This window comes from Sporosarcina aquimarina (genome assembly GCF_019748715.1).
Lineage (GTDB): Bacteria > Bacillota > Bacilli > Bacillales_A > Planococcaceae > Sporosarcina > Sporosarcina newyorkensis.
Window position 1 is genome coordinate 1 of record NZ_JACLBZ010000007.1, and the last position, 12,830, is coordinate 12,830.

General features: G+C 44.0%; 15 protein-coding genes and 1 other annotated feature. All 15 genes read left to right on the top strand.

The features are described 5' to 3' along the window. Positions 1–65: 65 nt before the first annotated feature. Positions 66–740: a serine O-acetyltransferase gene (gene cysE / locus H7J92_RS02895; RefSeq protein WP_078818363.1), complete on the top strand. Its 675-nt coding sequence runs from the start codon at positions 66–68 to the stop codon at positions 738–740. Next, positions 721–2,121, top strand: coding sequence for a cysteine--tRNA ligase (gene cysS / locus H7J92_RS02900; protein ID WP_078818362.1), 1,401 nt, complete (start codon positions 721–723; stop codon positions 2,119–2,121). Before cysE ends, cysS begins: the two co-directional genes overlap by 20 nt. 4 nt (positions 2,122–2,125) lie before the next feature. Beyond that, complete coding sequence (locus H7J92_RS02905; RefSeq protein ID WP_009499076.1) at positions 2,126–2,545, top strand: Mini-ribonuclease 3; 420 nt, start codon at positions 2,126–2,128, stop codon at positions 2,543–2,545. Further along, positions 2,542–3,300, top strand: coding sequence for a 23S rRNA (guanosine(2251)-2'-O)-methyltransferase RlmB (gene rlmB, locus H7J92_RS02910; protein ID WP_009499075.1), 759 nt, complete (start codon positions 2,542–2,544; stop codon positions 3,298–3,300). The genes H7J92_RS02905 and rlmB overlap by 4 nt, the downstream gene beginning before the upstream one ends. Next, on the top strand, positions 3,297–3,809 hold the full coding sequence (locus H7J92_RS02915) for an NYN domain-containing protein (protein WP_009499074.1): 513 nt from the start codon (positions 3,297–3,299) through the stop codon (positions 3,807–3,809). Before rlmB ends, H7J92_RS02915 begins: the two co-directional genes overlap by 4 nt. 82 nt (positions 3,810–3,891) lie before the next feature. Next, entirely contained in the window at positions 3,892–4,530 is a 639-nt protein-coding gene (gene sigH, locus H7J92_RS02920) for an RNA polymerase sporulation sigma factor SigH (protein ID WP_078818379.1), read from the top strand. A gap of 80 nt (positions 4,531–4,610) precedes the next feature. Then, a complete protein-coding gene (gene rpmG / locus H7J92_RS02925) occupies positions 4,611–4,760 on the top strand; it encodes a 50S ribosomal protein L33 (protein WP_078818361.1) in 150 nt (49 codons plus the stop codon). Positions 4,761–4,816: 56 nt separating this feature from the next. After that, positions 4,817–5,002 carry a preprotein translocase subunit SecE gene (gene secE / locus H7J92_RS02930; protein WP_009499072.1) on the top strand — a complete coding sequence of 62 codons (186 nt, stop codon included), beginning with the start codon at positions 4,817–4,819 and terminating at the stop codon, positions 5,000–5,002. A gap of 105 nt (positions 5,003–5,107) precedes the next feature. Then, positions 5,108–5,644, top strand: a complete 537-nt coding sequence (gene nusG, locus H7J92_RS02935) for a transcription termination/antitermination protein NusG (RefSeq protein ID WP_040760196.1) — start codon at positions 5,108–5,110, stop codon at positions 5,642–5,644. A 171-nt stretch (positions 5,645–5,815) separates the two neighbouring features. After that, positions 5,816–6,241: a 50S ribosomal protein L11 gene (gene rplK / locus H7J92_RS02940; RefSeq protein ID WP_029053289.1), complete on the top strand. Its 426-nt coding sequence runs from the start codon at positions 5,816–5,818 to the stop codon at positions 6,239–6,241. A gap of 120 nt (positions 6,242–6,361) precedes the next feature. Beyond that, positions 6,362–7,060: a 50S ribosomal protein L1 gene (rplA, locus tag H7J92_RS02945; protein WP_040759935.1), complete on the top strand. Its 699-nt coding sequence runs from the start codon at positions 6,362–6,364 to the stop codon at positions 7,058–7,060. Positions 7,061–7,104: 44 nt separating this feature from the next. After that, positions 7,105–7,245, top strand: a sequence feature (ribosomal protein L10 leader region). Between the two features lie 30 nt (positions 7,246–7,275). Continuing rightward, entirely contained in the window at positions 7,276–7,776 is a 501-nt protein-coding gene (gene rplJ / locus H7J92_RS02950; protein WP_009499068.1) for a 50S ribosomal protein L10, read from the top strand. Between the two features lie 66 nt (positions 7,777–7,842). Next, on the top strand, positions 7,843–8,205 hold the full coding sequence (gene rplL / locus H7J92_RS02955; protein ID WP_009499067.1) for a 50S ribosomal protein L7/L12: 363 nt from the start codon (positions 7,843–7,845) through the stop codon (positions 8,203–8,205). A gap of 92 nt (positions 8,206–8,297) precedes the next feature. Further along, on the top strand, positions 8,298–8,900 hold the full coding sequence (locus H7J92_RS02960; RefSeq protein WP_040759933.1) for a class I SAM-dependent methyltransferase: 603 nt from the start codon (positions 8,298–8,300) through the stop codon (positions 8,898–8,900). A 221-nt stretch (positions 8,901–9,121) separates the two neighbouring features. Then, positions 9,122–12,667 carry a DNA-directed RNA polymerase subunit beta gene (rpoB, locus tag H7J92_RS02965; RefSeq protein ID WP_009499064.1) on the top strand — a complete coding sequence of 1,182 codons (3,546 nt, stop codon included), beginning with the start codon at positions 9,122–9,124 and terminating at the stop codon, positions 12,665–12,667. The last annotated feature ends 163 nt before the right edge of the window (positions 12,668–12,830 follow it).

Here is a 12,830-nt window from a genome sequence, read left to right on the forward strand (position 1 = left end):
GAAGCTGGCTGTCACCAAAAGCGGAAAGTGCCATCTGGTTTAACTGAAAAAAAGGGGGAAGTTCAGTGTTCAAACGTATGAAAGAAGATATCCATTGCATTTTTGAACAGGATCCGGCAGCTCGTAGTTCATTTGAAGTGATATTGACATATTCGGGATTGCATGCCATATGGGCGCACCGCATAGCACACGCCTTCTATAAGCGGAATCTTCGTTTTCTGGCGCGTGTGGTATCGCAGGTCAGTAGATTTTTCACAGGGATTGAAATTCATCCTGGCGCAGTAATTGGCAGACGTCTCTTTATTGATCATGGAATGGGTGTAGTCATTGGAGAAACTTGTGAAATCGGAGATGACGTTACGCTGTATCAAGGCGTGACTCTTGGGGGGACTGGGAAAGAAGGCGGAAAGCGCCATCCGACCCTGCATAATAACGTGTTGGTTGCATCGGGAGCCAAAGTCCTCGGCTCTATTACGATCGGAGAAAATAGTAAGGTGGGAGCAGGCTCGGTAATCTTGAAAGAAGTACCGCCCAATTCCACAGTAGTCGGAATTCCTGGTAAAATTGTCATTTCAAATGGTGTCCGAGTGAAAGATCGATTGGATCACACACTGCCTGATCCGATAGCAGATGAAATAAAACGTCTGGAAGGAAAAATTCAAGAATTGCAGCTGCGGACACAACAGCTAGAATCAACGAATGGAAAAAAGGGAGATTTACATGAGCATTCAACTCTATAATACATTAACGCGTAAAAAAGAGAAATTCATTCCGATAGAAGAAGGAAAAGTCAAGATGTATGTCTGCGGCCCGACTGTCTATAATTATATTCATATCGGAAATGCGCGACCTGTCATCGCTTTCGACACCGTCCGCCGCTACTTGGAATATCGCGGATATGAAGTGAATTACGTTTCGAATTTCACGGATGTAGATGATAAAATCATTAAAGCGGCAAACGAATTGAACGAGGAAGTCGGAGAATTGACGAATCGTTTTATTGAAGCATATTTTGAGGACGTGGGCGCGCTTGGTTGTGAAAAAGCAACAGCTCATCCTCGTGTAACGGAGCACATTGGTGATATTGTACAGTTTATTCAGCTGTTGATTGAGAAAGGGTACGCATACGAATCAAATGGAGACGTCTATTTCCATACGCGTGAATTTGACGGATACGGAAAACTTTCACACCAATCAATCGATGAATTGAAGGTTGGTGCACGAATTGAGGAGAATGCAATCAAATCAGATCCTCTTGATTTCGCGCTATGGAAAGCAGCGAAGGAAGGCGAGATTTCCTGGGATAGTCCGTGGGGGAAAGGTCGGCCGGGCTGGCATATTGAGTGTTCCGTCATGGCGAGAGAACTCCTTGGCGACACGATTGACATCCACGCAGGTGGGCAAGACTTGACCTTCCCGCATCATGAGAATGAAATTGCACAATCTGAAGCGGCGACTGGTAAAACCTTTGCGAACTATTGGATGCATAATGGCTATATTAATATTGACAATGAAAAAATGTCCAAATCACTCGGAAATTTCATTTTGGTTCATGATATTCGTAAGCAGATCGATCCGCAGGTGCTTCGTTTCTTCATGCTTTCCGTACATTACCGTCACCCCGTGAACTTTGCGCAAGATTTGGTGGAGAATGCGGCAAATGGGCTTGAGCGGATCAGGACGGCGTATCATAATGTGCAACATCGACTTTCAATGTCTGCTGACTTGGCGGAAGATCCGCAGTCGTGGTTGGATCGTATTGATGAGCAGATTACTTCATTTGAAAATGCGATGGATGATGACTTTAATACAGCCAATGCCATCGCTGCAATCTTTGAATTAGCAAAGCAGGCGAATGTCTATTTATTGGAGAAAAATACGGATCGTCAGGTGCTGGAACGATTCTTAGAAGCGTTCGACCAGTTGATGGGAGTCCTTGGCTTACCGTTTGAGAGTGTCGATGAGTTAGTGGATGAAGAAGTGGATGCACTCATACAGGAACGTCTAGATGCACGTAAAAATCGAGACTTTGCAAGAGCGGACGAAATTCGAGATCAATTGAAGGCGAAAGGCATTGTATTAGAAGATACAGCGCAAGGCACTCGCTGGAAAAGAGGGTAACAGCGTGGGGAATTTGCGAGATATAGACGTCAAACAGCTTAACGCACTTGCTCTCGCCTATATGGGCGATGCGGTTTACGAGCAGGCAGTCAGAGAACATTTATTGCGGAGCGGCCGTGTGAAGCCTCAAGTGCTTCATAAAGAAGCTACGCGATATGTCTCTGCGAAAGCTCAGGCACAAATTATCCGGACGATGAGAGAACAACAACTGCTGACAGAGGAAGAAGAGGCCGTCATGCGTCGCGGACGTAATGCGAAGTCGGGCTCTGTCCCTAAAAACACTGATGTCACCACGTATAATTATAGCTCTGCATTTGAAGCGGTCCTCGGTTATGTTTATTTATTAGGCCGACAGGAACGCTTGACAGAGCTGATGGCGAAGGCGATTCATTTTGTGGAACATCCTGAGGAGGAAATGGCATGACGGAACAAGAAATTGAGCTGATCGGCGGAAGGAACCCTGTAGTGGAAGCATTGCGTTCCGGAAGACAGCTAAATAAGATCTGGGTAGCAGAAGGTGTCAATAAGAAAAGCATAGGAGAAATAATGAAGCTGGCAAAAGAGGCAGGAATAGTCATCCAGACGGCGCCTAAACAGAAATTGGACGGGATGACGGAGTTGAGCCACCAAGGGATTCTTGCGTCAGTTGCTGCCTATGACTATGCGGAGCTAGACGATTTGTTTGAAATAGCACGTGATAGGAAAGAGGATCCTTTTTTTATCATCCTTGATGAGTTGGAAGACCCTCATAATTTAGGGTCGATTTTGCGGACTGCGGATGCATCTGGTGTCCATGGAATCATTATTCCGAAGAGACGGTCTGTTGGATTGACTGGGGTTGTGGCAAAAGCATCGACAGGTGCAATTGAACATATTCCAGTTGTGCGAGTCAACAATTTGTCGCAAACTGTGGATGACCTGAAAAAACGTGGAGTTTGGATTGCCGGAACGGATGCATCAAATTCTACAGATTATCGCCACATGGATGCGACGCTCCCTCTTGCTGTCATTATCGGCAGTGAAGGTAAGGGAATGTCGAGAATTTTACGCGAACGATGCGACTTTCTTTATAGCTTGCCAATGGTGGGCCGAGTGACCTCTTTAAATGCTTCTGTGGCAGCAGCATTGCTGATGTATGAAGTTTTAAGAAAGCGCCAATCTGCCCAGGCGACATCATGAAAAAAGATGTACTGCTCGTTGATGGCTACAACGTCATCGGGGCATGGCCTGAACTGCAAGCGTTAAAAAAAGAGGACTTTGCGCAGGCGCGAGATCGCCTGATTGAGCGAATGGCTGAATACCAAGCGCATAAAGGCTGGCGTGTGATCGTAGTTTTTGATGCGCATCTAGTGCCGGGTATCGAAAAACGTAAGAAGCAATACCGCGTGGATGTAGTCTTTACTCGAGAGAATGAAACGGCAGATGAGCGGATTGAAAAACTTGTGTCTGAACTATCGAATCGATTGACGCAAATTCATGTAGCGACTTCAGACCTTGTGGAACAATGGGTCGTGTTCGCACAAGGAGCGCTTCGTGTGTCGGCACGGGAGTTGGAGTTGGAAATGAAAGAAGTTGATCGGATGATTGCCCTGAGAGTCAGAAAGATTCAAGAGAATCGTCCTTTTTCGAAGATCCCGCTAACAGATGAGGTTGCGGCGGTCTTTGAAAAGTTGAGACGTGGGCAATGAGCAGTTGACGTAAAAAATTTCCACGTCTATACTAACTTTATTAAACCAATAGAACTCTGGGGTGGAGAGGTTGGTGCGGAATATGAAAAATGGGAACAGTAAAAATGATTTTTCTACACTTTCAGATGAAGAGATGATTGAACGAATTCATCAAGGAAACTCAGATATACTAGATTTTTTAATTACAAAATTTCAGCCGATTGTCCGCATGAAGGCCAGGACATATTTTATCATTGGTGGAGATCGGGAAGATATTGTACAAGAAGGAATGATCGGACTGTATAAGGCGATTCGTGATTATCGACCGGATCGGTTGAGTTCATTCAAGGTATTTGCTGAACTTTGTATAACGAGACAGATTATCACAGCCATCAAAACAGCAACTCGCCAAAAGCATATTCCGCTCAATACCTCGGTTTCACTGGACAAGCCCATGTATGATGAGGAACAAGAGCGTACGTTGCTCGACATCATTGCAGGATCTACATTAGATGATCCTGAAGATTTAATGATTCATAAAGAGAACTTTTCGTTCATGGAAGAAGAGATGAACAAGGTACTTAGCGCTTTGGAGAAAGAGGTACTGACGCTCTATTTGGAAGGACAATCCTATCGCGAAATATCAGAAGTGTTGAACCGGCAAGTGAAGTCGATTGATAATGCACTTCAGCGCATCAAACGTAAGTTGGAGCACTCTATGGCGATGGATTTGGTACGGTGATCACGTCGAAAGTAAATTGACATGTCGTTGGTAAGATGGTACTCTTTAGCAAGACTATTGTCTTGAATAGGTGAATCCAAATGGTTAAAAAAATAATTATATGCTGTGAAAATTGTGGTTCGCGAAACTATACTTTGCCGGCTGGTAATCAGGGCCGTGACGGAAGAATCGTCATCAAAAAGTTTTGCAGTCATTGCAACGCGCATACGTTGCATAAGCAAACCATTTGACCAGTTACATAGAGTTCAATGTTGGGCGCTATGTCATTCGGAAGGGTTGGAGAAGAATGAGCAAGATCAGCGATTTTTTGAAAAAAGTTGTTTCAGAGATGCGGAAAGTCAGTTGGCCGAAGCGTAAGGAACTGACGAAGTACACGGTAGTTGTTATTTCAACTGTCATTTTTATGGCTGTTTATTTTGGGCTGGTAGATATGGGTATTTCAGAGGTCATGAAATGGTATACTGGTTTATGATAAAGAAAGTATGAATAGCTTGAGAATATCCCGTTTTGATGAATAAACGGGTTTTTTCAGTTTAATTAAAGGAGGGACGGACGCGTAGTCCTCAATGTGATGGAGATGGAGAAAAATTGGTATGTAGTTCATACATACTCAGGATATGAAAATAAAGTAAAAGCCAATCTTGAAAAGCGTGTCGAAACAATGGGCATGCAAGATAAGATTTTCCGTGTCGTCATTCCGGAAGAAGAAGAAACAGATATTAAAGAAGGTAAAAAGAAAACCGTCATGCGAAAAACGTTCCCTGGTTATGTGCTTGTGGAATTGATTATGACGGACGATTCTTGGTACGTTGTCCGAAATACGCCGGGCGTAACAGGCTTTATCGGATCTTCAGGTGGTGGGGCGAAACCAACTCCGCTATTACCAGAAGAGGTCGAATTCATCCTGAAACAAATGGGAATGAAGGAACAGCGAGTGGACGTGGATTTCGAAGTTGGCGAAAGCGTGACTGTATTGGAAGGCCCGTTTGCTCATTTTGAAGGTAAAGTGGAAGAGATCGAATTGGACAAAGGAAAAGTTGTCGTAACTGTCGATATGTTTGGACGCGAAACGAAGATGGAGCTGTCATTTGATCAAGTTGAAAAAATGGATTGATGTGTAATTGGTTTATTTCTACTTGCAAAATCTGTGTAATGGTGATATCATTTCAAAGGTCAGACGTAGTCTGTACGGATAAACCAATTCTACCGACATTGTCGGCAGGCACATATTTGAGTGGGAGGGGCAACCCAATTACCACATCACGGACTTAAGGAGGTGTGTCTCGTGGCTAAAAAAGTTACTAAAGTAGTGAAGTTGCAAATTCCAGCTGGTAAAGCAAACCCAGCACCACCAGTAGGACCGGCATTAGGTCAAGCAGGTGTTAACATCATGGGATTCTGTAAAGAATTTAACGCGCGTACAGCTGATCAAGCAGGTTTGATTATTCCTGTTGAAATCTCTGTATTCGAAGACCGTTCATTTACATTCATCACAAAAACTCCACCGGCAGCAGTATTGCTAAAGGTTGCAGCAAACGTTCAGAAGGGTTCTGGTGAGCCGAACAAGAACAAAGTTGCTACAGTTAAACGTGATAAAGTTAGAGAAATCGCTGAACAAAAGATGCCAGACTTAAATGCGGCGTCAGTTGAAGCGGCGATGGCAATGGTCGAAGGTACTGCTCGCAGTATGGGATTCAAGATCGAAGACTGATTTCGTATCTTCTTGATAAAGCAATGGTTCAAGGTGAAGGCTGCGGTCGTATGAGATGCGCAGCCTTCATTAAGTGGGAGGTTTAATCCGTTAAAACCACAAATGAGGAGGAAAATTCAGATGACTAAAAGAGGTAAAAAGTTTACAGAAGCGGCGAAGCTTGTAGATCGTACAGCTGCGTACTCTGTGAAAGAAGCAATTGAACTTGCTAAAAAAACTACTACGACAAACTTCGACGCAACAGTTGAAGTGGCTTTCCGTCTTGGTATCGACACTCGTAAGAATGACCAGCAAATCCGTGGAGCTGTAGTGCTTCCAAATGGTACTGGTAAAACTCAACGCGTTTTGGTATTCGCTAAAGGTGAAAAGTTAAAAGAAGCAGAAGCGGCAGGTGCAGATTATGTAGGCGATGCAGAATATATCGCTAAAATCCAACAAGGTTGGTTCGATTTTGATGTAATCGTTGCAACTCCTGACATGATGGGTGAAGTTGGTAAAATCGGTCGTGTTCTCGGACCAAAAGGCCTTATGCCGAACCCTAAAACAGGCACTGTAACATTTGACGTAGCGAAAGCTGTTGAAGAAATCAAAGCTGGTAAAGTTGAATACCGTGCGGATAAAGCTGGAATCATCCACGCGCCAATCGGGAAAGCTTCTTTTGAGAATGAGAAGTTGGAAGAAAACTTCTTGACGATCTTTGATACGATTCAAAAAGCAAAACCTGCTGCAGCAAAAGGAACATACATGAAATCAGTAAACGTTACGACAACTATGGGTCCTGCTGTAAAAGTAGATCCGTCTAGCGTAACTGTAAAATAATATATTGACAAGTGTACAGTGATCTGATAAGATTACGCTTGTTATGATGATAACCATTTGTACCGAAGACAGCAGGTGTGGCTTGCCACTTAATGTTCCTGCCGAGGACAAGACGCTCTTTTTTAAAAGATGACGACTTTTCAGCCCTCTATGTCTTAGACAGAGAGGGCTTTTTATATCGGTATAAGTGACCCTAATTTTCAGGAGGTGTCAACATGAGCAAAGTTTTAGAAGCTAAACAGGCGGTTGTAACAGAAATCGCTGACAAGTTGAAAGAAGCAGCTTCTGTAGTAGTTGTGGATTACCGTGGTTTAACGGTTTCACAAGTAACAGAATTGCGTAAACAACTTCGTGAAGCAGGCGTTGAATTTAAAGTTTACAAGAACTCTATGGCACGTCGTGCAACAGAAGTAGCAGGACTTGAAGGCTTGAATGAACACCTTACAGGCCCGAATGCTATTGCCTTCTCAACAGAAGACGTAGTGGCTCCTGCGAAAATCATGCATGATTTCGCTAAAAAGAACGAACAACTTGAAATCAAAGCAGGCGTAATCGAAGGAACAGTCGCATCGGCAGAAGACGTAAAAGCATTGGCAACTCTACCTTCACGCGAAGGTCTACTATCCATGCTACTCAGCGTTCTTCAAGCACCAGTGCGCAACTTCGCACTTGCTACAAAAGCAGTTGCAGAACAAAAAGAAGAACAAGGTGCATAATTACGCATCTTAACTACCGCCGGATAGAACAAACCGGTTAATACAAATTTCCAGGAGGAACTTAAAATGACTAAAGAACAAATCCTAGACGCAATTAAAGAAATGACAGTTCTTGAACTAAACGACCTTGTTACAGCAATCGAAGACGAATTCGGCGTAACAGCAGCAGCACCAGTTGCAGCAGCAGCAGCGGGCGGCGGCGAAGCAGCTGAAGAGAAAACAGAATTTGACGTAATTCTTGCAGGCGCAGGCGCTGAAAAGATTAAAGTAATCAAAGCTGTTCGTGAAATCACAGGCCTAGGCTTGAAAGAAGCTAAAGCACTTGTAGACGAAGCACCAAAAGCTCTAAAAGAAGGCGTATCTAAAGAAGAAGCTGAAGAAATGAAAGCTAAACTTGAAGAAGTTGGCGCATCTGTAGAAGTTAAGTAATTTCTACTTATCTGAGAAAAGCCCGTCTATTTGACGGGCTTTTTTTCTTCATCTACAGTTATTTACGGTAAACCAAAGCAGGAGGCATGAACATGGGAGAGCATTATTATTCTAAAAACCCTCAAGTTTCTAGTGCGCCGAAGCAATGGAAAGCAGAAATTCGGAATAAAGTTTTCACATTTACGACTGATGCAGGCGTGTTCAGCAAAAGTGGAATTGACGAAGGTTCAAAATTATTAGCTGAAACGTTTAAAGAGCCGGACGTTAGGGGAGACTTGTTGGAAATTGGCTGCGGTTATGGACCGATTGCGTTGTCGATCGCCTCTGCTTTTCCAGACCGAATTATCCATATGGTCGACGTTAATGAACGTGCATTAACTCTTTCTAAGCAGAATGCTGAGAAGAATAATATTCAGAATGTAAAGGTTTACGAAAGCAGCGGCGTGGAGCAGGTGGAGTCTGGTCACTTTGCGGCTGTTCTGACGAATCCGCCTATACGTGCGGGTAAGCAAACGGTCTTTTCATTCTATAAAGGTGCCTATGAAAAACTGATTTCAGGCGGAGAGCTATGGGTAGTTATCCAAAAGAAACAAGGGGCTCCTTCCACTGTAGGGTATTTACAGGACTTATTTGGTAATGTTGAGACGGTTGCGAAGAAAAAAGGGTATTTCATTTTACTAGCAAAAAAAGGTTGACAGTACGGTTTAATTGTAGTAGCATTATTGAATGCATAAATAATTATATTGCAGCTGTATGCCCTTTTGTGTGAATTGGAAAAGAAAGAGGCATACTGATGTTTGGATAAAAGATTGTGAAATCGAAAATGAGCTCTTGCCGGAACTCGTTTTCTTTTTGTTTTTTCGAAGTCACAGCTGAAATTCTGATTTTGCAAAAACTAATATTGTCTTAATGAGGGGTGAATGAGTTGACAGGTCATTTAGTTCAGTATGGTCAACATCGTCAGCGTAGAAGTTTTGCGCGAATCAACGAAGTGCTCGATCTGCCAAATTTGATTGAAATTCAAACGGCATCGTATGAGTGGTTCTTGGAGGAAGGTTTGCGAGAAATGTTCCGAGATATTTCTCCTATCCAAGATTTCACTGGAAACCTATCCTTGGAATTTATCGACTACCAACTGGGTGAACCAAAATACCCGGTAGACGAATCGAAGGAGCGCGATGTGACATACGCAGCACCGCTTCGTGTAAAAGTACGTCTTCACAATAAAGAAACTGGCGATGTAAAAGAACAAGACGTTTTCATGGGAGATTTCCCGCTTATGACCGAAAACGGCACATTCATTATTAATGGAGCAGAACGAGTTATCGTTTCTCAGCTCGTTCGTTCGCCAAGTGTCTATTACAATGATAAAACGGACAAAAACGGTAAACGCGGTTTTGGCGCTACTGTTATTCCGAACCGTGGTGCATGGCTTGAATACGAGACAGATGCAAAGGACGTTGTACATGTACGAATCGATCGTACGCGTAAATTGCCAATTACTGTCTTACTACGTGCATTAGGCTTCTCGACTGACCAAGAAATTATCGATTTGATCGGTGATAATGAATACTTACGTAATTCACTTGAAAAAGATAACACCGAGACTTCGGAAAAAGCTATGCTTGAAATTTACGAGCGCTTACGGCCGGGTGAACCACCAACGCTAGATAGCGCAAGAAGTTTGCTTTATTCTCGTTTCTTTGATCCGAAACGTTATGATTTGGCGAATGTCGGACGTTATAAAATGAATAAAAAGCTTCATCTGCAAAACCGACTATTCAATCAAACTGCCGCGGAAACGCTTGTTGACCCAGAAACTGGAGAAATTCTAGTGGAGAAAGATCAGTTGATTGACCGACGTACTCTAGATCGACTGCTTCCGTTTTTATCCGAAGGTATTAACACGCAGTCAATTGAACATGTCGGATCGGTTTTGGAAGAGCCAATGACGATTCAAACGCTAAAAATTTACGCACCGAAAAGTGAAGAAAAACAAGTACTCAATGTCATTTCTAATGCTGAAGTAGACGAGTCTGTTAAACATATTACCCCTTCAGATATTGTAGCTTCTATCAGCTATTTCTTTAACCTCTTACATGGCGTGGGAAATACAGATGATATAGATCACCTTGGAAATCGTCGTTTGCGTTCTGTTGGTGAGTTGCTTCAAAACCAATTCCGTATCGGACTATCCCGGATGGAGCGTGTTGTTAAAGAACGTATGTCCATCAACGATACACAATCCATCGTACCGCAACAATTGATCAATATACGTCCAGTTATCGCGTCTATAAAAGAGTTCTTCGGAAGTTCCCAGCTGTCTCAGTTCATGGACCAAACGAATCCGCTTGCTGAATTGACGCACAAACGTCGTTTATCTGCACTCGGACCAGGTGGTTTGACTCGTGAACGTGCAGGGATGGAAGTTCGTGACGTGCATTACTCACACTACGGCCGTATGTGTCCGATTGAAACGCCGGAGGGTCCGAACATTGGGCTGATTAACTCATTATCTACATTTGCTAAAGTAAATCGTTTTGGTTTTATTGAGACACCTTATCGGAAGGTAGATCCTGAAACAGGCCGTGTAACAGCGCAAATCGATTATCTGACAGCGGATATTGAGGATAATTACGTAGTAGCACAAGCAAACGCGCCACTTGGCGAGGACGGTTCATTTGTCAATGATGAAGTCGTAGGACGTTTCCAAGGGGACAACACAGTCTTCAAACGGGACCAAATTGACTATATGGACGTTTCTCCTAAACAGGTTGTTTCTGCAGCGACTGCATGTATCCCATTCCTAGAGAATGATGACTCCAACCGTGCGTTGATGGGGGCGAACATGCAACGTCAAGCGGTTCCTCTATTGAACCCGGAAGCGCCTTTCGTAGGAACGGGTATGGAGCATATCTCAGCGCGTGATTCAGGCGCAGCAGTTGTTTCCAAGCATTACGGAATCGTGGAGCATGTGGAAGCGAAAGAAGTACGCATTCGCAGAATTGAAGAAATTGACGGTAAAGAAGTGAAGGGTGACCTTGCAATTTATCGTTTGTCTAAATTCATTCGTTCCAACCAAGGGACTTGCTATAACCAACGTCCGATCGTCCAAGTGGGCGACCGTGTAAAACCGCTTGATATATTAGCAGACGGCCCGTCTATGGAACAAGGAGAGCTTGCGCTCGGTCGTAATGTTCTGACTGCGTTCATGACATGGGATGGTTATAACTACGAGGATGCTATTATCATGAGTGAACGTCTAGTAAAAGACGATGTCTTCACATCTGTCCATATTGAAGAATATGAGTCAGAAGCGCGTGATACGAAGCTTGGACCGGAAGAAATCACTCGTGACATTCCGAATGTCGGAGAAGATGCATTGCGTAATCTTGACGATAGAGGAATTATCCGAGTCGGTGCAGAAGTTCGGGACGGCGATATCTTGGTCGGTAAGGTAACTCCTAAAGGGGTAACGGAATTGACTGCCGAAGAACGTCTTCTACACGCGATCTTTGGAGAAAAAGCACGTGAAGTCCGCGATACATCACTGCGTGTTCCACACGGTGCCGGTGGAATCGTGCTTGACGTGAAAGTATTCAACCGTGAAGACGGCGATGAACTATCTCCAGGTGTTAACCAGTTAGTCCGAGTATACATTGTACAAAAACGTAAAATCTCTGTCGGAGACAAAATGGCTGGACGTCACGGAAACAAAGGGGTTATTTCTAGAATCTTACCAGAATCTGAAATGCCTTACTTGCCGGATGGCACACCGATTGATGTCATGTTGAATCCGCTAGGTGTTCCGTCACGGATGAACATCGGACAGGTTCTTGAAATGCACTTGGGTATGGCGGCACGCAGCCTAGGGACGCACATGGCATCCCCTGTATTTGACGGGGCGAACGAAGAAGATGTGTGGTCTACTATGGAAGAGGCAGGCATGAACCGAGACGGTAAAACTGTCTTGTATGATGGCCGTTCAGGTGAACCATTTGATAACCGCGTATCTGTCGGTGTCATGTACTTGATTAAGCTGGCGCACATGGTTGATGACAAGTTGCACGCACGTTCCACTGGTCCATACTCTCTCGTTACACAGCAACCACTTGGTGGTAAAGCGCAGTTCGGTGGACAGCGTTTCGGTGAGATGGAAGTATGGGCACTTGAGGCATATGGTGCAGCTTATACCTTGCAAGAAATCTTAACAGTCAAATCCGATGATGTCGTAGGCCGTGTGAAAACATACGAAGCGATTGTCAAAGGAGACAGTGTGCCTCAACCAGGTGTACCGGAATCGTTTAAAGTTCTTATCAAAGAACTGCAAAGTCTTGGGTTGGATGTCAAAATGCTGACCGAAGACCTGGAAGAAATAGAGTTGCGAGACTTAGAGGACGAAGAAGACTTGCAGCCAACTGACGCACTGAACTTGATGAAAGAAGATCAACCGATATCCTAAAGCGGAAAGCGCCGTTTAGCCTCGACAGGCGTTGGAGGGCATACTTTCAAAGGCTGAACTTTGCCTTTTAAAGTAAGTTCGAAACGACCCGAGAGGCTGGCGCTTGCAGCTGGACGATATCCTAAAGTGGAAAGCGCTGATCTGAACTAACATAAATAAGAAA